This is a genomic window from Streptomyces sp. NPDC086549 (assembly GCF_044746205.1).
In the GTDB taxonomy this organism is placed as follows: domain Bacteria; phylum Actinomycetota; class Actinomycetes; order Streptomycetales; family Streptomycetaceae; genus Streptomyces.
Map to the genome: position 1 here is coordinate 123,746 of NZ_JBIVBS010000022.1, position 16,983 is coordinate 140,728.

Consider the following 16,983-nt stretch of genomic DNA (forward strand, 5'->3'; position numbering starts at 1 on the left):
AAGCGGAACGCGGTCCTCGGATTGTCAGTGGCGCATGCGATCGTGGAGACCACTGGGGGAAAGCACCACCAAGAAGGGGGGCCGCCCATGGGCTGGCACCGGGAGCTGCTGATCGGCTTCGACCTGGAGACGACCGGGACCGATCCGCGTGAGGCGCGCATCGTCACGGGGGCCGTGATCGAGGTCAGGGCCGGCCGGCCCGTGGGGCGCCGGGAGTGGCTGGCGGACCCGGGCGTGGAGATCCCGGCCGACGCGGTGGCCGTGCACGGCATCAGCAACGAACGCGCGGCGGCCGAGGGCCGGCCGGCCGACCAGGTCGCGGACGCCATCGCGGACGTCCTCACGTCCTACTGGAGGACGGGCATACCCGTCGTCGCCTACAACGCCGCCTTCGACCTGACCCTGCTCTCCGCCGAACTGCGGCGGTACGGCCTGCCGTCCCTGTCCGACCGCCTGGGCGGCATCGACCCGGCCCCGGTCGTCGACCCGTACACCATCGACCGGTGGGTCGACCGCTACCGCCGGGGCAAGCGCAACCTCGAAGCCGTCTGCGCGGAGTACGGCATCGCCCTGGACTCCGCCCACGACGCCTGCGCCGACGCCCTCGCCGCGGCCCGCCTGGCCTGCGCGATAGCCGACCGCCACCCCAAGATCGCGGCCCTCGGTCCAGCGGAGCTGCACCGCCGCCAGATCGACTGGTACGCCGAATGGGCGGCGGACTTCCAGAAGTTCCTCCGCAGCAAGGGCGACCAGGACGCGGTGATCGACGGAACATGGCCCCTGCGACAGTTGGCGGAGAGCCGCCCGACGTAGCCACGGACGCGCGATCCGCATGACCGCGGCCACGCGACCCGCGTGGCCGCGGGCGAGAGGACTTCCGCTCCGCTTGGCTGCGCGCGCCCGATCCGCTCAGGCGCGGGCGCGCGATTCGCGTAGCCGCGGGCGAGAAGACTCCTGTTCCGCTCAGCTGCGAGCAGTCGTGCCGCCTGGGGCGGCACGGGTGGGCGCGGCGGCATCCTGTCAGCGCCGGGTTGCGCGGTCCCGGCGTCGGCGCCAACGCCCCGCCGGAAAGCGCCCGGCTGCGCACACCCGGCGTCGGCGCCAACGTCATACGCCTGCCGGCGCCGGGCGGCGTGATGGGCTCAGAACGAAAACCACCGCACCGTCTCGTCCCCGTCCCGCAACGACCCCACCCGGCGCCGGAACTCGGCCAGCGCCTCGGGGTTGGCCGGGGCGTGCTGGGCGACCCAGGCGCAGCTCGCCGTCTCGCGGGCACCGCGCAGCACCGAACAGCCCTCCCACTCGCGCACGTCCCAGCCGTACGCCTCGGTGAAGGAGTCGTAGGCCCCGGCGGGCAGGCCGTAGCGGTCGCGGAAGAGGGCCATGACCACCAGGTCGTGCTCGCGCAGGTCGGCGGAGAAGGTCTCCAGGTCGACCAGGACCGGACCGTCGGGGCCGATGTGCACATTGCGGGGCAGCGCGTCGCCGTGGATCGGCCCCGGCGGCAGTTGCGGCGTCAGCGCGGCCGCGGCCGCCGCGAAGCCGTCACGCCGCTCACGCAGATACGCGGCGTCCGCCGGGTCGATCGCGTCGCCCGCGAGCCGCAGCCAGCGCTCCACACCGTCCAGCAGCTCGCGGCGCGGCAGCGCGAAGGCGGGGGAGGGGAGCGCGTGCACGAGCCGGAGCAGTTCGGCCAGATCCCGCGGCTCGGCGGGCCGTACGGAGGCGGGCAGCCGGTGCCACACGGTCACTGGGTGTCCCTGCACCAGCAGCGCCCCGGACCCGGCCGCCCGCACCGCCGGCACGCCGGCCTCGGCCAGCCATCCGGCGATCTCCAGCTCGCGCCGGGCCCGGTCCAGGAGCTCGGCGTCGCGGCCCACCTTGACGACCAGGTCACCGGCGGCGAACACCGCGTTCTCGCCCAGGGCGAGGAGTCGCGCGTCCCGTGCCGGACCCGGCAGTACCCCCGCCCGGGCCAGTACGTCCCGCGCCCGTGCCTCGTCCATCCTCCGCCTCCATGTTCGACGTCGCGACGGCGTCAGGTGCTCGCCGTCCGACGGTCAGTCTGGCATCCGTGCAGGCCCGACCCGGTGCGGGGCACGGGCGAGGGCCCGTTGGCTCCCCCGGAGACCAACGGGCCCTCGTTCCGCAGAGGTTCGTAAGAAGGCTCAGACCCTCAGCGGTTCACTCTCGTCAGGTACGGCCGGCGCCAGAGCCTCCGGCGACTCGTCGTGGGTGAAGTCGGGCATCCGGTGCAGCCACTTCGGCAGGTACCAGTTGCGCTCACCGAGGAGCGCCATCACCGCGGGCAGCAGCACACCGCGGATGACCGTGGCGTCGATGAGCACCGCGGCCGCGAGGCCGACGCCCATCTGCTTCATGGACTGCATGGACAGCGTGCCGAAGATCGCGAACACGGCGACCATGATGACCGCGGCGCTGGTGACGACACCGGCCGTGGTGACCACGCCGTGCTGGATCGCGTCGTTCGTCGTACGGCCGCGCAGCCGCGCCTCACGGATCCGGGAGACCACGAACACGTGGTAGTCCATCGACAGACCGAACAGGATCACGAAGAGGAACAGCGGCAGCCAGGTCACGATGGCGCCGACGCCCTCCGCGCCCACCAGCGAGGCGCCCCAGCCGTGCTGGAAGACGGCGACGAGGATGCCGTAGGCCGCGCCCACCGACAGCAGGTTCAGCACGATGGACGTGATCGCGACGGTCAGCGAGCGGAACGACAGCAGCATCAGCAGGAAGGCGAAGACGACCACGAACGCGAAGACCGGGACGACGGAGCCGATCAGCTGGTCGTTGAAGTCGTGGTTGCCCGCGACCTGTCCGGTGACCGGCGCCTGGACGCCCTCGACCTTGCCGAGAGTGGCGGGCCGCACCTCGTCGCGGAGCTTCTCCAGGCTCTTGGTCGCCTTGCCCATGTCGGAGCCGCCGACCAGCGGCACGGACACCAGGGCGACGTTCTGCGCGTCGTGCAGCTTGATCTCGATCGGGCCCTGCGAGGCGCCCGAGTCGATCGCCTGCTTCTTGAAGTCGGCCAGTGCCTGCCGTACCTCGGGCGCGTTGATGTCCTTCGCCCTGACGACCACCGAGGCCGGCTCGGAGCCGCCCGGGAAGGCCGCGTTGACCCGGTCGTAGGTCTGCACCATCGGCAGCGAGTCGCCGAACTCCTGGTCCAGCGTGAGCTGCGAGGTCTTCATGCCCAGTGCCGGCGCGGCGACGGCGAGCAGAGCGCCCGCCGCGACGACGACGGAGACCAGGGGCTTGGCGAGCACGCCCTTGAGGACGGCGGTCCAGAACCGGCTCTCCGTGCCGCCGGCGCGCTTGCGGCGGCGCAGGAACGGGATCCGGCCCTTCTCGACGCGCTCGCCCAGCAGGGACAGCAGCGCGGGCAGGACGGTCACGGAACCGACCATGGCGACGGCCACGACCATCAGCGAGGCCAGGCCCATCGCCTCGAACCCGGAGAGTCCGGTGAAGAGCATGCCCGCCATCGCCACGCACACCGTGACACCGGAGACGATGATCGCGCGGCCGCTGGTGGCGGCGGCGATCTGCAGCGCGGTCCCGGCGTCCCGCCCGGCCTCACGCTCCTCGCGCTCCCGGCGCAGGTAGAACAGGCAGTAGTCGACGCCGACCGCCATACCGACCAGCAGCATCACGGAGTTCGCGGTGTCGCTCATCGCCTGCAGATGGCTGACGATGCCCATCAGACCCATCGTCGCCATGATCGCGGTGATCGCCAGCGCCACCGGCAGCAGCGCGGCCACCAGCGCACCGAAGGCGATGAGGAGAATGCCGAGGGCCACCGGCACGGCGGAGAGCTCGGCCTGCTGGAAGTCGTTGCCGAAGGCGTCCTTGTACTGCTTCTGCATGCTGGCGGAGCCGATCTCCGCGACCCGCACCGACCCATGGCCCTTCTGCACGCCCGCGACGGCCTTCAGCACCGGCTCGACCCGGTCGGCGGCGGTGTCCGCGTCGCCGCGCATGTCGAACTGCACCAGCGCGCTGCGGCCGTCCTTCGCGATGGTCCCGGTGTCGTACGGCGACGTGACGCCCGTGACCTCGCCGGTGCCCTCGACCGCCTTGACGACGTCGGCGACGGCGGCCTTGAACTCGGCGTCCGCGGCCTTGACGGAACCGTCCTTCGACTGGATCAGGACCGTCTCGCCGGCCGGCTGCTTGATCCCCGCGTCGTCGATGATCCTCGCGGCGGTGTGGGTCTCGCCCTTGAGCTGGTCGGCCTCGTCGACGTCGACCCGGCCCGCCGCCGAACCGAGCCCCATGGCCAGGACGACGAACAGTATCCAGATGCCGACGGCGGCCCACCGGTGCCGGGCGCTCCAGCCGCCGGCCCGGGCGGCCAGGCCCCGCACCCGCGTGTCTCCGTTCCCCATGACGGGATTGCCCCCTCGTGTGCGGTGACGGCCCCCGCCGCCACGTCTTCGCTGTGTCCGATTCGAAGGTATGGGCTGGATAAGAACGTCTCGTCGTGCTGCCCGGTGAAGTGCGGCGGGCCGGTGTCCTCCTCTCGGACTCCGGGGTCTCACCGCTGAGGAGGATGTCGGCCCCTTACATCTATCCGAGCCTCTAGGGGGTGGTGATCAGGGGCGTCCGTTCCGTCGGCAGAGATCCACTTTGTGATGACGAAACCTTGTTGATCAAGTCACAGCTGCGTGAAGCTGTTGATCCGCACCAGTCCGATCGGCCAGAGTTTCGCGCAGCCCGTCACGGGCGAGCGGTTGTCGTGCCCACCCCCACGGGGCACGACAACCGCTCTATGGTGTCCGGATGACGACGTATGCGGCGCTGCTGCGCGGGATCAACGTGGGCGGCAGGAAGAAGCTCCCGATGGCCGAGCTGCGCACGCTCATGGAAGGCCTCGGGTACGGCGGCGTACACACCCATCTGCAGAGCGGCCAGGCCGTCTTCGCCACCGGCCGCGGCGACGAGGAGTCCCTGGCCGCGGAGCTCGCGGATGCCGTCGAGCGGCACTTCGGCTTCTCGGTCGACGTGATCGTGCGCGACCACGCCTACCTGCGGGGGGTGGCCGAGTCCTGCCCCTTCCCGGCCGCCGAACTGGAGGCCAGGCAGCTCCACGTCACGTACTTCTCCGCGCCGGTCACCGCGGACCGCTTCGCCGGGATCGACCCGGCCGCCCATCTCCCCGAGGAGTTCCGGCTCGGCGACCGCGCGCTCTACCTGTACGCCCCGGAGGGCCTCGGCCGCTCCAAACTCGCCGAGGTCCTGTCCCGGCCGCGGGTCACCAAGGGGCTGATCGCCACGAGCCGGAACTGGAACACGGTCGTCAAACTGGTGGAGCTCACCGCCGGGGGAGAGTGACCGTGCGCGGGCCCAGGAAGGGCGACAGGGAGAGGATCTCGCGCGGCACGGCGAGCCGCGGGTCCGCGTGCAGGCGCCGGAACTCCTCGGTCGTGCCGGCCGCGGCCACGGCGTCGATCAGGGCGAGGTCGTCCTCCGTCAGCGACGCGTAGCCCTGCGGGCCCGCGAGCCCCCAGCCGTCCCAGGGCAGCGGCTCCGTGCCGCCCAGAGCCGCGAGGTCAAGGACGACGGAGTTGAACACGAGCCACATGCCCCGCAGTTCGGGATCGGCCCAGACCCCGAACGTCCGCGGGTCGGCCTCCCCGGCCCGACAGGCCCGCCACGCCTGCCCCGCCACCACGAACCGGTCCCGGGGCACGTCCAGCGGGTCGAAGGGCACGTCGTAGAAGTCGGCGGACACCTGAGGGTCGACCAACCGCCAGGCGCCGTCCGGAAGTTGGTACTCGGTCACCCAGTGGTCGTCGTGGAAGCCGGCGACGAAGTAGGTGCCGTAACCGCCCCGGACGCGGGCCGGGGTCCCGGTCGCCCGCAGCAGCGAGCACAGCAGCAGCGCATAGTCCCGGCACGTGCCCACGAACTGCTCGTCGTACGAGCGCCTCTCGGTGAGCGGAGCGTTCTTGCGCTCACGAAGGATCCGCAGGATCCCGGTGACGTACCGGGTCTCGCCGTCGTGATGCAGCCGCGCCCGCGGGATGTCGTACCCGACCCGCTCGCCCTCCAGCCGGTGGAGGACCAGGCCGCGTACGAGAGCCGTGAGCAGGCGCGGGTCGCGCGGCAGGTCACCGACGTCCAGATCGCCCGGATCGCTGTACGGCGTCTGCCTCAGGTAGAAGTCGTCCATGCCCGCGACCCTCGGCCCTGCCCCAGGGACAAGGTCAACCGAGGGGCCGCGCACGGATGTGCGAGGCTCTCCGCATGCGCTACATCATCATCGGGGCGGGGGCGGTCGGCGGAACCGTCGGGGGACGGCTGGCCCAAGCCGGGCACGAGGTCGTCCTTGTCGCGCGGGGCCGGCATCACACGGCGCTGAGCGAGGGCGGGCTGCGGCTGAGGGTGCCGGAAGGAGAGCTGACGTACCGGCTGCCGGTCGTCGACGGACCGGGCCCCCTCGGCGAACTGCGCGCCGACGACGTGCTGGTGCTGGCGGTGAAGACACAGGACAGCGTGGCCGCCCTCCAGACGTGGGCCCCGGTGCCGGTCGCGGGCGGCGGCACGGCGGCCGAGCGGCTCCCCCTCGTCTGCGCGCAGAACGGTGTGGAGAGCCAGCGCCTCGCGCTGCGCCGCTTCCGGCATGTGTACGGCGTCTGCGTCTGGCTGCCCTCGGCCTTCGTCGAACCCGGAGTCGTCTCCGCCGCCGGTACCCCGCTCACCGGCATCCTGTACCTCGGCCGCCACCCGCACGGCATCGACGACACCGCCCGGCGGATAGCCGCCGACCTGACGGCCTCCCACTTCGAGGCGCCGGTCGTGGCCGACGTGGCCCGCTGGCAGTACGCCAAGCTGCTCGGCAACCTCGGCAACGCCGTCGAGGCGCTCAGCGGTCCGCTCCAGGACGAGGCGGCACAGGCGCTCTACGCCAGGGTGCGGGCCGAGGGCGAGCGCGTGCTCGACGCGGCCGGGCTCGCGTACGCGAGCGCCGAGGAACAGAAGGCCGCCCGCGGCGACAAGATCACCCTCGTCCCGCTCGACGGCGCGCGGAGCGGCGGCGGCTCCTCCTGGCAGTCCCTCGCCCGCGGCACCGGCACCATCGAGGCCGACCACCTCAACGGCGAGATCGTCCTCCTGGGCCGTCTGCACGGCGTACCGACTCCGCTGAACGAGCTGCTCCAGCGGCTCGCCAACGCGTTCGCGCGGGAGCGGCGGGCCGCCGGGTCGATGCCGGTCGCCGAGCTCGTACGGCTGGCGGACGAGGCTGTCGCGTTTGTTCAAGAGACCTGAGCGCGCTCTCCCTAGCGTGAGACGCATGACGTACGACGACATGCACCCGTACATGATCGAATGTGCTGCCGAGGCGGCGCGTGTGGCGCGCGGTGTCACCGCGGCACAGCTCGACGACCCGACCCACTGCACCGACTGGGACGTCCGCGCCCTCGTCAACCACTGGGTCCTGTACACCTCGCACGGCCTGGAACACCGTGCCCTGCGCAAGCAGCTCCCCGAGGAGCTGACCGCCCGTGACTTCACCGCGGACCCCGACTGGGCCGAGGCGTACGCCGCCCAGCTGGACCGCGCGGTGGCCGCCTGGGCGGACCCGGCGGTGTGGGAGGGCGAGGTCGACCTCGGCATGGCGAAGATGCCGGCCGCCGAACTCGCGTCGATGATCATCAAGGAGACGGCGGTGCACGGCTGGGACGTCGCGACCGCCACCGGCCAGCAGTACCGCGTCTCCGAGGGCGCGGCCCGCCTCGTCCTCGACGTGGTCGAGACCCACGGCGACCTCTACCGCCAGTACGACGGCTTCGCGGACCCGGTGCCGGTGCCCGACGGCGCCCCCGTGTTCGACCGGGCGCTGGCGTCGAGCGGCCGGGACCCGCGACCGGCCGGAGAACTGCCCGCAAACAGTTGATCTTTCGGCTCTCCCGGCGTTTCGTATCCCCCGACCGCTCACGGCATCCGGACGGAGAAGGGAACACGGCACGGTGAACGACACAACGGGGGACGGCGGGCTTCGGCTGGCCGAGCGATTCGAGGCGGACCGCCCGCATCTGACGGCCGTGGCCTACCGGCTGCTCGGCTCGGCGGCCGAGGCCGACGACGCGGTGCAGGACGCCTGGCTGCGCGCCGGCCGGGCCGACATCAGCGGGGTGGAGAACCTCACCGGGTGGCTGACCACCGTGGTGACCCGGGTGTGCCTGAACCTGCTGCGGGCGCGGCGCACCCGGCGCGAGGAGTCCCTGGAGACACACGAGCCGGACGCGGCCACCGGCGCGGAGGGCGGCGGCGATCCGGCGCGGGAGGCGCTCATGGCCGACGAGGTCGGGGTCGCCCTGCTGGTCGTCCTCGACGCGCTGGCACCGGCCGAACGGGTCGCCTTCGTGCTGCACGACATGTTCGCCGTGCCCTTCGACGACATCGCCCCGCTGATCGAGAAGACCCCGGCCGCCACCCGGCAGCTCGCCAGCCGGGCCCGTCGGCGGGTCCGGGGACACACCCCCGATCCCACCGGTGACCCGGGCCGCCGTCGCAAGGCCGTCGAGGCCTTCCTGGCCGCCACCCGCGGCGGGGACCTCGCGGCACTGGTGGCGCTCCTCGACCCGGACGTGGTCCTGCGCGCCGACGCCCTGGTCGTCCCCACCCCCGAACCGGTCACCGTCCGCGGCGCCGACCCGGTCGCCCGCGGCGCCATGGCCGCCGTGGCCCGTGCGCAGTTCACCGGACTCGCCCTGCTGGACGGCGGGTTCGGACTGGTGATGGCGCCGTCCGGCCGGCTGCGCCTGGTGCTGGCCTTCACGGTCGAGGAGGACCGGATCACGGAGATCGAGGTGATCGCGGAGCCGGAGCGGCTCGGGCGGATCGACATCGGGGTCGTGGAAATGGATCAATGAGAGAGCATGCAAGTGGGCCGTGATCCTGGACCATTGGCGGACTAGCGTCGCCGTCATGACGCACTCCGAGACCAGGACCCCGGTCAGCTTCTACTTCGACCCGGCCTGCCCCTTCGCCTGGATCACCTCCCGCTGGCTGCTGGAGGTCGAGCGCGAACGCCCGCTCGACCTCCGCTTCCATGTGATGAGCCTGTACCTGCACAACACCGGCAACGAACTCCCCGACTGGTACCGCGACCTGGTGAACCGCTCGATCGGCCTGGTACGGGTCGCCGTGGCCGCCGCCGAACGGCACGGCGAGGGGGTACTGCGCGACCTGTACACGGCGCTCGGCACCCGCATCCACGACCGCGGGACGAAGGACTTCGACGTGGTGATCGCCGAATCCCTCGCCGAACTCGGGCTCCCGGCCGACCTCGCGGCCGCCGCGCACGACCCGGCCCACGACGACGCGGTGCGCCGGAGCCATGAGGCGGGCGTGGAACGGGAATCGGGGGCCTACGTGGGAACACCGACCCTTCACGTCGACGGAACGGCGTGGTTCGGCCCGGTGCTGCGTGCCGTTCCGCGAGGCGAGCGGGCGGCCGAACTCTTCGACAGCTTCCGCGTCCTGGCCACCCACCCGGACTTCTTCGAGCTCAAGCGCACCCGTACGGGAGGACTCCGCTTCGACTGATCTGATCAAGCATCAGCCGGGCGGGGAACAACTGGCCTACCCCGTCCGCCCGTTGGCCTTCGGGGTCCTAGGGAGCCGGATTCTGACCCGGTGTGACACTTACGCAGCAAGTGACGCAGTACTAAGAGGCCGGGCACGGCAAGGAGGCTCGCGGGAGCCGGAAGCCGTGTGCCGGCCGGTCGTCCGCGGTCCGACGTCACAGGGGAGCGCCGGACCGCGGACGATCCGCGGGCCCCTCACACGGGTTCGCCCCGCCAGTCCCCGTCCCGCTGCGCCCAGCGCACCGCGGGACGGACGGCCAGGCCCGCCACCGCGAACAGCACGCCGAGGGCCGCCCAGCCGTACCTGCCGTGCTGGATCGCCGTCACGGTGACCAGCGCCGGGCCCGCCATCATCCCCGCGGACATGCCGGCGCCAAAGACACCCTGGTACACCCCGTGGACACGGGCGTCGGCGAGTTCGTAGCCGAGGGTCCAGCCGCCGGCCGCGGACAGCACCTCGGCCAGGACCTGCACCACCGAGCCGACGATCAGCGCGAGCACCGCCCACACAGGGGAGAGGCCCGCCGAGAGCGCGTACACCGCGCACGACACGGCCAGCAGCAGCCCGGCCCAGCCCATCGCCCGTACGGCGCCGGCCACTTGGGACGTCCGACGGGCGGCCCGCACCTGGAGCAGGGCCACCAGCACGCAGTTCACGATCATCAGCAGCGCCGCGGTCCAGCGCGGGGCCTCGGTCCGCTCCACGATCCACAGCGGCAGCCCGACCTCGGACAGCGTGTACTGCACGACCAGCACGGCGTTCAGCACGGTCACCGCGAGAAACGGCAGATCACGCACCGCGCGCCAGCGCTCCGAGGCCGCGGCGTCGGCCGCGAGGGACGGCCGCTCCAGGACGTGCGGCGCCAGCGGCAGCCGGGGCAACAGCAACGCGGGCCCGGTGAACGACAGGGCGTTGACCAGAATCACCGTCACATAGGCGCCCCGCGTGTCGAGTTGGAGAGCGATCGCACCGAACGCCCCGCCGATGCCCATCCCGACGTTCGTGACCGTCCGCAGATACGCCCGGGCCTCCACCCGCGTCGCCGCCGGCAGCACGTCCGCGTACAGCGCCCCCTGCGCCCCGCGACTCGCCATCAGCAGCCCGGTCGTACAGACCAGGGCGACGAGGAAACCCGCGTACGAGTGCACCAGGACGTACGACGCCGTGGCCAACCCGGTCCCGCCCCACAGCAGCGCACCCACCCGCCGGGCGCCCCACCGGTCCGCGGCCCGCCCCGCGGGCACCCCGGCGGCCACCCCCACCAGCCCGGCGACCGTCATACCGAGTCCGACCGCGGTCGCGTCGAGGCCGACGATACGGGTGAAGTAGAGGACGCCGAGGGGGAAGAAGAGGCCGTTGCCGAGGGAGTTGACCATGGTCAGCAGCGCGGCCTTGCGCAGGACCGGGTCGGCGGGCAGCAAGCCGGCGGCCCGGGTGGCGTGCTGCCGGGTCTCCGTGCCGGCCGGGGAACTGCCCTGGTCAGGAGCCGAGGAAGCGGGTGTCGTGGTCATGTTGACAGCAAAGCTGGCCTCCGACCCGCGTCGACAATGATTTAGCATGGCACTAAATGATCGAGTTCCGCTTCGCCGTGGGCGACCTCGCCACCACCTCCTTCGCGTACTCCCCGCTCCAGGAGACGGTGTTCTCGCTGCGCTGCCTGCACGACCCCGCCCGCTACCCGCACCACCGGCCCTGGCTGCGCCGTATCCGCCCCCGCATGGAGTCCCTCGACCGCGAACTGCTCACCGCCCTCGTCGCCCCCTGGCTGTGGGTGCCGGACTTCCTCACCCCCCGCCCCGAACGGGCCCGCCCCGCCTTCGCCGACGAACTGGACCAGCTTCGCGCCACCCCGCCCGACCTCGTCGACGCCGACTTCCGGGCCACCTACCGCACCGAGGACGCCCTGCCGCCCGTCGTCGCCCGCGGCCTCGCCGACCCCACCGCGTTCCTCACCCGGATCGCGGACGCCCTCGACGCCTACTGGCACGCCTGCCTGGCCGACGACTGGTGGCCGAGGGTGCAGAGCATCCTGGAGGCCGACCTCGCCCACCGGGGACGGGTACTGACGGAACAGGGAGCGGGCGCACTCCTGTCGGGACTCGACTCACGGCTCAGCTGGACCGGCCACCACCTCCGGCTGGTCACCCAGGGATTCTGGGCGCGCGCCCCCTGGCCCGAGCCCGGGATCAGCATCGCCGGGCGGGGCCTGGTGCTGCTGCCCACACTGTTCGCCCGCGGCGCCCAGCCCCTGATCGACCCCTCGCGCCCACCGACGCTGATCTATCCGGCCCGCGGCCGCGCCACCCTCTCCGAGGAACCGCCCCCGGTCACCGACCGCGCCCTGATACGGCTCCTGGGCCGCCCCCGCGCCCGACTTCTCCTGCTCCTCGCGGAACCGGCGTCCACCACGGAACTCGCCCACCGCCTCGACATCACCCCCGGCGCCGTCAGCCAGCACCTGGCCGTCCTCTACGACGCGGGCCTGCTCACCCGCACCCGCAGCGGCCGGATCGTCCGCTACGCCAGAACCCGCCTCGGCGACGACCTGTGCCGCTAGGCCCCCACAGCGGCCAGCATCGGGGCCCGCGCCGCGTCGTAGCGTTCCAGCAGCACCCGTGCCACCTCCGGCGCCGGGCCGAGCACGTCGGCCAGGACGTCCGCCTCCGCCGCGCCCCGCGCGATACGGTCCGGCAGGAAGCCGGGGGCCAGCACGTACGGGGCGACCGCGACCCGCTCACAGCCGAGGTCGCGCAGCTCCCGCACCGCGTCCTCGGTGCGTGGGAACCCCGCGGGAAATGCAGCGGAGGCGAACGCGGGTCGCACGGCGCACCAACCGGTGTGCCGCCACTCCCGCGCGATTGCTGCGATCACCGCGATCGCCTCCGGGTCCGTGGACCCCGCCGAGGCCAGCACGACCCCGGTCGAGGACTTGTCGGCGGGCGCGAGCCCCGCCTCGTACAAACGCCGTTCCAGCGCCGAGAGCAGCAGCGGGGACGGGCCGAGCACCTCCGCCTGCCGGATCCGCAGCCGCGACGGCGCGTCCCGCAGCACGGCGGGGATGTCGGCCTTCGCGTGGAAGGCTCGGGTCAGCAGCAACGGCAGGGCCACGACGTCCCGTACGCCCTCCGTCGCCAGCGACTCCAGCACCCCGTGCACGGACGGGATGTTGAAGTCCAGGAAGCCGGTCTCCACGCGCAGCCCCGGCCGCAGCGACCGTACCCGCCGCACGAGGGCATGCACGGTCGCGGCGTGCCGCGGGTCACGGCTGCCGTGGGCGATGACGAGAAGAACCGGCTTCTGACGCATGGGACCTCAGCTCTTGACCAGCAGGCCGCGGCTGCGCAGGACCCATCGTTCCAGCGGGCTGAAGATGAGCAGGTCGATGGCGATGCCGACGAAGAGGATGAGGAAGATGGCTTCGAACACCATGGACATGGAGCTGGCGTTGCGGCCGTTCTCGAGCAGTGCGCCGAGGCCGATGCCCAGGTCGGGGGAGGAGGCGATGATCTCGGCGGCCATCAGTGAGCGCCAGGAGAAGGCCCAGCCCTGCTTCAGACCCGCCAGGTAGCCCGGCAGCGAGGCGGGCAGGACGATGTGCCACGCGCCCTTCAGCCCCGTCGCGCCCATCGTGCGGCCCGCCCGCAGGAACAGCGGCGGCACCTGGTCGATGCCGGAGACGAGGCCGTTGGCGATGGACGGGACCGCGCCGAGCAGGATCACCGCGTACATCATCGAGTTGTTCAGGCCCAGCCAGATCACCGCCGGCGGCACCCACGCCACCGACGGCAGCGACTGCAGACCGGACAGGACCGGGCCGATGGCCGCGCGCACGAACCTCACCCTCGCCACCAGCAGACCCAGCGGGGTGCCGATGGCCAGCGCGAACAGGAAGCCCAGCAGACCGCGCGAGACACTCGTCCAGATGTAGCCGAGCAGCTTGCCTTCCAGCCAGGCGTTCTTGAACTCGCTGCCCACGTCGGCGGGCGACGGAAGCTTCGTCGGATCGTCGACGATCTTGAACGAGATCAGCGCCTGCCACACGACCAGCACCACCGCGGTGGCGACGAGCGGCGGCAGGATCTTGCCGGTGAAGGTCTGCCGCAACGGGGTCCGGCCGGTGACGGCGGTCTCCAGGGCGTCCAGACCCGCCTCGACGCTCCCCGCGTCCGCGGCGGTCTTCGTCTCAGTGCTGGCCATGACGGCGGATCTCCCCACGCAGTACATCGGTGATCTCGAGGGACAGTTCGGCGACCGGCGCGTCCTCGATGCGCCGTGGCTGGGGGATGTCCACCTGCCACTGGCGGGCCACCCGGCCCGGACGGGACGAGAGCAGCACGACCCGCTGGGCGAGGCGGACCGCTTCGCGCACGTTGTGGGTGACGAACAGGACGGACAGTCCGGTCTCGGCCCAGATGCGGGTGAGTTCGTCGTGCAGCACGTCGCGGGTGATCGCGTCGAGTGCGGCGAAGGGTTCGTCCATCAGCAGCAGCTGGCTGTCCTGGGCGAGCGCGCGGGCCATGGCCACGCGCTGGCGCATGCCGCCGGACAGTTCGTGCACCCGTTTGCCGTACGAGCCCTGCAGTCGTACGAGTTCGAGGAGCTCCTCGGCGCGGCCGCGTCGTTCGTTCTTCGGAACTCCCCTCAGCCGCAGGGCGAGTTCGATGTTCTTGCCCGCGGTGAGCCACGGGAACAGGGCGTGCTCCTGGAACATCAGGGCGGGGCGCCCATGGGTCGCGATGCTTCCGGCGGAGGGCTTGTCGAGCCCCGCCACCAGGTTCAGCAGGGTCGACTTGCCGCAGCCGGAGGCTCCCAGGAGGGTGACGAACTCGCCCGGTGCGACATCCAGCGTGATGTCGTCGAGCACGAGCTGCTGCCCGGCGGGGCCGGCGAAGGACTTCGAGACGTGCTCGATGCGGGCGGCGTACTCGACCACCTCGACGTCATCGGCCTTGGCGAGGGCGGTTGCCATGATCGTCACCTCCTGGGAACTCTCGGATCCGGACTTACTTGACGCCGAGACCGGCGTCGCTGACGGAGCTCTCACCCGCGGCCACGAGGACCTTGTTCAGGAGAGTGAGGTCATAGATGCCATCCAGCTTCGGGTTCTCAAGCAGACCCGCCTTGACCGCGTGCTGCGCCTCGGTGTCGAGCGTGGCGGCCAGCGGGTCGTCGGTGATCCGGATGGACTTCCACGCCGGGTCCAGGACGTCGGCCGGCAGTTCCTTGCCGGAGTCGAGCCCCAGCTGCCTGTTCGCCGCGGCCCTCGCCTCGTCCGGGTTGGCGTTGATCCACTTGTTGGTCTCGACCGACGCCTTCAGGACCGCCTCGACGGCCTTCGGGTGCTCCTTGAGGAAGGACTGCCGCACGATGATGTTCGTGATCACGAACTTCTTGTCCGGCCACAGCGTCGACTCGTCGAGCAGCACCTTGCCGCCCTCGGCGACCAGCTTGGACGCGGTCGGCTCCGGTACCCAGGCCCCGTCGATGGAACCGGACTTGTAGGCGTCCGGAGTGATCTTGTTGTCGGTGCGGACGACGGAGACATCGCCCTTGCCGCTCTCCGCGTCGACCTTCCAGCCCTGCTCCGCGATCCAGTTGAGGAACGCCACGTCCTGCGTGTTGCCGAGCTGAGGCGTCGCGATCTTCTTGCCCTTGACGTCCTTCAGGGACTTGATCTTGTCCGGGTTGACGACCAGCTTCACACCGCCCGACGCCGAACCGCCGATGATGCGCAGGTTCTTGCCGTCCGACTTGGTGTAGCCGTTGACCGCCGGGGAGGGACCGATCCAGCCGATGTCGATGGAGCCCGAGTTGAGGGCCTCGGTCTCGGACGGGCCCGCGCTGAAGACCTGGTACTTGGCCCGCGTGGCCCCGAGCTCCTTCTGGAAGAAGCCATTCCGCTTGCCGACCAGCGCGGTGGCGTGGGTGAGGTTGCCGAAGTAGCCGATCTTCACGGAGTCGAGGCCGTCGACCTTCTCGGCACCGGCGGCGACCTTCGCGTCGGCCGTGTCCTCGTCGGCCTTCGACCCGTAGCCGCAGGCGGCGAGCATGAGAAGGGGGAGGGCGACGAGCACGGCTGTGCCGCGGCGGAGGAACGCCGAACTGGGTGAGCGGGTGGCAGGCACGGGAGGGGTTCCTCTCGTTGGCCCGGCGGTCACGGTCTGTCAGGCCGCGGCCGGGAGATCGGCAGGTCTTCGCTTGCGGTGGGGGGTGCGGGCGCGCCGGCAGTGCGCGCACGTCACCGCGCACATCGCGCCACTCCGCCCTGCCCGCTGCCGAGGTCGCCGCTGCCGACGCGGCCGCCCTCCTTCGCGAACATCGAGTAGAAATCGGTCGACTTCATGGTCAGAAGTCCCAGCCGTCGTCTTCGGACTCGTCCTTGACCGGCTCCGGGGACGCGAACGACTCGCCGACCATGCCGGCGGTGAGCGTGGTGCCGTCGTTCGGGTCGATCAGGATGAACGAGCCGGTGCGGCGCGAGTCGGCGTAGGAGTCGACCGGCAGCGGCTCGGCGGTGCGGATCTTCACCCGGCCGATGTCGTTGGCGACGAGCTGTCCCGGGTGCGGGTGCAGGGACAGGTCGTCGAGGGTGAGACGGGACGGGATGTCCTTGACGATCGCCTTGACCGTGCGGGTGCCGTGCTTGAGCAGCACGCGGTGCCCGACGGTCAGCGGCTGGTCCGCGACGTGGCAGACGGTGGCTTCGACGTCCTGGGTGGTCGCCGGGGCGTCCTTGCTGGGCACGATCAGGTCGCCGCGCGAGACGTCGATGTCGTCCTCCAGCAGGACGGTCACCGACTGGGTCGTCCAGGCCACGTCGACCGGCGTGCCGAGCAGGTCGATGCCGGAGATCCGCGTCGTCCGGCCGGACGGCAGGATCGTCACCTGCTCGCCCACGCGGAACGAACCGGCGGCGATCTGGCCCGCGTAGCCCCGGTAGTCCGGGTGCTCGGCGGTCTGCGGCCGGATCACGTACTGCACGGGCAGCCGTGCGTGGCAGTGCGCCAGGTCGTGGCTGACCGGCACGGTCTCCAGGTGCTCCAGCACCGTCGGCCCGCCGTACCAGTCCATGTTCGCCGACGGCTCCACGACGTTGTCGCCCGCGAGCGCCGAGATCGGGATCGCGGTGACCTCGGGGACGCCCAGCTCGGTCGCGTACGCCGTGAACTCCTCGGCGATCGCGGCGAACACGGACTCCTGGTAGTCGACGAGGTCCATCTTGTTGACCGCGAGGACCACGTGCGGGACGCGGAGGAGGGCGGCGATTGCGGCGTGCCGGCGGGTCTGCTCGACGACGCCGTTGCGGGCGTCGACGAGGACCACCGTGAGCTCGGCGGTGGAGGCACCCGTCACCATGTTGCG

The 16,983-nt window shown here is 71.7% G+C and carries 16 protein-coding genes; 7 read left to right on the plus strand and 9 right to left on the minus strand.

Going from position 1 to position 16,983, the window contains the following annotated elements; translation table 11 throughout:
• The first annotated feature begins 87 nt into the window (after positions 1-87).
• Entirely contained in the window at positions 88-813 is a 726-nt protein-coding gene (locus ACIPSA_RS43845) for a 3'-5' exonuclease (protein ID WP_402645865.1), read from the plus strand.
• Between the two features lie 329 nt (positions 814-1,142).
• Here ACIPSA_RS43845 and ACIPSA_RS43850 read toward each other — a convergent pair whose 3' ends face one another.
• The gene (locus tag ACIPSA_RS43850) at positions 1,143-2,006 is read right to left on the minus strand and encodes a phosphotransferase enzyme family protein (protein ID WP_402645867.1); all 864 of its coding nucleotides are present in this window, start codon (positions 2,004-2,006) and stop codon (positions 1,143-1,145) included.
• Positions 2,007-2,168: 162 nt separating this feature from the next.
• Positions 2,169-4,412, minus strand: coding sequence for an MMPL family transporter (locus tag ACIPSA_RS43855; protein WP_402645870.1), 2,244 nt, complete (start codon positions 4,410-4,412; stop codon positions 2,169-2,171).
• A gap of 394 nt (positions 4,413-4,806) precedes the next feature.
• Between ACIPSA_RS43855 and ACIPSA_RS43860 the strand changes: the two genes are divergently transcribed.
• A complete protein-coding gene (locus ACIPSA_RS43860; RefSeq protein WP_402645873.1) occupies positions 4,807-5,358 on the plus strand; it encodes a DUF1697 domain-containing protein in 552 nt (183 codons plus the stop codon).
• On the opposite strand, the gene ACIPSA_RS43865 is transcribed toward ACIPSA_RS43860, so the two are convergent.
• The gene (locus ACIPSA_RS43865) at positions 5,339-6,199 is read right to left on the minus strand and encodes a transglutaminase-like domain-containing protein (RefSeq protein ID WP_402645875.1); all 861 of its coding nucleotides are present in this window, start codon (positions 6,197-6,199) and stop codon (positions 5,339-5,341) included. The genes ACIPSA_RS43860 and ACIPSA_RS43865 overlap by 20 nt on opposite strands.
• Positions 6,200-6,273: 74 nt before the next feature.
• On the opposite strand from ACIPSA_RS43865, the gene ACIPSA_RS43870 reads away from it, so the two are divergent.
• From ACIPSA_RS43870 to ACIPSA_RS43885, 4 genes are all read left to right on the plus strand, one after another.
• Positions 6,274-7,296, plus strand: coding sequence for a ketopantoate reductase family protein (locus ACIPSA_RS43870; protein ID WP_402645878.1), 1,023 nt, complete (start codon positions 6,274-6,276; stop codon positions 7,294-7,296).
• A 25-nt stretch (positions 7,297-7,321) separates the two neighbouring features.
• Positions 7,322-7,924: a TIGR03086 family metal-binding protein gene (locus ACIPSA_RS43875; protein WP_402645881.1), complete on the plus strand. Its 603-nt coding sequence runs from the start codon at positions 7,322-7,324 to the stop codon at positions 7,922-7,924.
• Between the two features lie 73 nt (positions 7,925-7,997).
• The gene (locus ACIPSA_RS43880) at positions 7,998-8,903 is read left to right on the plus strand and encodes a sigma-70 family RNA polymerase sigma factor (RefSeq protein ID WP_402645884.1); all 906 of its coding nucleotides are present in this window, start codon (positions 7,998-8,000) and stop codon (positions 8,901-8,903) included.
• Positions 8,904-8,958: 55 nt separating this feature from the next.
• Positions 8,959-9,579 (plus strand): DsbA family protein, encoded by a 621-nt coding sequence (locus ACIPSA_RS43885; protein ID WP_402645887.1) that lies wholly within the window; start codon positions 8,959-8,961, stop codon positions 9,577-9,579.
• Positions 9,580-9,815: 236 nt separating this feature from the next.
• Here ACIPSA_RS43885 and ACIPSA_RS43890 read toward each other — a convergent pair whose 3' ends face one another.
• Entirely contained in the window at positions 9,816-11,132 is a 1,317-nt protein-coding gene (locus ACIPSA_RS43890; protein WP_402645890.1) for an MFS transporter, read from the minus strand.
• Positions 11,133-11,188: 56 nt separating this feature from the next.
• Between ACIPSA_RS43890 and ACIPSA_RS43895 the strand changes: the two genes are divergently transcribed.
• On the plus strand, positions 11,189-12,178 hold the full coding sequence (locus ACIPSA_RS43895; RefSeq protein ID WP_402645892.1) for a helix-turn-helix domain-containing protein: 990 nt from the start codon (positions 11,189-11,191) through the stop codon (positions 12,176-12,178).
• On the opposite strand, the gene ACIPSA_RS43900 is transcribed toward ACIPSA_RS43895, so the two are convergent.
• The 5 genes from ACIPSA_RS43900 to ACIPSA_RS43920 form a co-directional block, all read right to left on the minus strand.
• The gene (locus ACIPSA_RS43900; protein WP_402645894.1) at positions 12,175-12,927 is read right to left on the minus strand and encodes a sirohydrochlorin chelatase; all 753 of its coding nucleotides are present in this window, start codon (positions 12,925-12,927) and stop codon (positions 12,175-12,177) included. The two genes, ACIPSA_RS43895 and ACIPSA_RS43900, sit on opposite strands and share 4 nt — an antisense overlap.
• A 6-nt stretch (positions 12,928-12,933) precedes the next feature.
• Positions 12,934-13,818, minus strand: a complete 885-nt coding sequence (locus ACIPSA_RS43905; RefSeq protein WP_402645897.1) for an ABC transporter permease — start codon at positions 13,816-13,818, stop codon at positions 12,934-12,936.
• Entirely contained in the window at positions 13,805-14,590 is a 786-nt protein-coding gene (locus tag ACIPSA_RS43910) for an ABC transporter ATP-binding protein (protein WP_402645899.1), read from the minus strand. The genes ACIPSA_RS43905 and ACIPSA_RS43910 overlap by 14 nt, the downstream gene beginning before the upstream one ends.
• A gap of 34 nt (positions 14,591-14,624) precedes the next feature.
• Positions 14,625-15,671: an aliphatic sulfonate ABC transporter substrate-binding protein gene (locus ACIPSA_RS43915; RefSeq protein ID WP_402645924.1), complete on the minus strand. Its 1,047-nt coding sequence runs from the start codon at positions 15,669-15,671 to the stop codon at positions 14,625-14,627.
• A 295-nt stretch (positions 15,672-15,966) separates the two neighbouring features.
• A partial coding sequence (locus ACIPSA_RS43920) for a sulfate adenylyltransferase subunit 1 (RefSeq protein WP_402645902.1) occupies positions 15,967-16,983 on the minus strand: 1,017 nt, incomplete at its 5' end.

What these genes read in the sequence shown, in the direction of transcription:
- ACIPSA_RS43845 (WP_402645865.1), top strand. Translation starts at nt 88, where the DNA reads ATGGGCTGGCACCGGGAGCTGCTGATCGGCTTCGACCTGGAGACGACC.
- ACIPSA_RS43850 (WP_402645867.1), bottom strand. Translation starts at nt 2,006, where the DNA reads ATGGACGAGGCACGGGCGCGGGACGTACTGGCCCGGGCGGGGGTACTG.
- ACIPSA_RS43855 (WP_402645870.1), bottom strand. Translation starts at nt 4,412, where the DNA reads ATGGGGAACGGAGACACGCGGGTGCGGGGCCTGGCCGCCCGGGCCGGC.
- ACIPSA_RS43860 (WP_402645873.1), top strand. Translation starts at nt 4,807, where the DNA reads ATGACGACGTATGCGGCGCTGCTGCGCGGGATCAACGTGGGCGGCAGG.
- ACIPSA_RS43865 (WP_402645875.1), bottom strand. Translation starts at nt 6,199, where the DNA reads ATGGACGACTTCTACCTGAGGCAGACGCCGTACAGCGATCCGGGCGAT.
- ACIPSA_RS43870 (WP_402645878.1), top strand. Translation starts at nt 6,274, where the DNA reads ATGCGCTACATCATCATCGGGGCGGGGGCGGTCGGCGGAACCGTCGGG.
- ACIPSA_RS43875 (WP_402645881.1), top strand. Translation starts at nt 7,322, where the DNA reads ATGACGTACGACGACATGCACCCGTACATGATCGAATGTGCTGCCGAG.
- ACIPSA_RS43885 (WP_402645887.1), top strand. Translation starts at nt 8,959, where the DNA reads ATGACGCACTCCGAGACCAGGACCCCGGTCAGCTTCTACTTCGACCCG.
- ACIPSA_RS43890 (WP_402645890.1), bottom strand. Translation starts at nt 11,132, where the DNA reads ATGACCACGACACCCGCTTCCTCGGCTCCTGACCAGGGCAGTTCCCCG.
- ACIPSA_RS43895 (WP_402645892.1), top strand. Translation starts at nt 11,189, where the DNA reads ATGATCGAGTTCCGCTTCGCCGTGGGCGACCTCGCCACCACCTCCTTC.
- ACIPSA_RS43900 (WP_402645894.1), bottom strand. Translation starts at nt 12,927, where the DNA reads ATGCGTCAGAAGCCGGTTCTTCTCGTCATCGCCCACGGCAGCCGTGAC.
- ACIPSA_RS43905 (WP_402645897.1), bottom strand. Translation starts at nt 13,818, where the DNA reads ATGGCCAGCACTGAGACGAAGACCGCCGCGGACGCGGGGAGCGTCGAG.
- ACIPSA_RS43910 (WP_402645899.1), bottom strand. Translation starts at nt 14,590, where the DNA reads ATGGCAACCGCCCTCGCCAAGGCCGATGACGTCGAGGTGGTCGAGTAC.
- ACIPSA_RS43915 (WP_402645924.1), bottom strand. Translation starts at nt 15,671, where the DNA reads ATGCTCGCCGCCTGCGGCTACGGGTCGAAGGCCGACGAGGACACGGCC.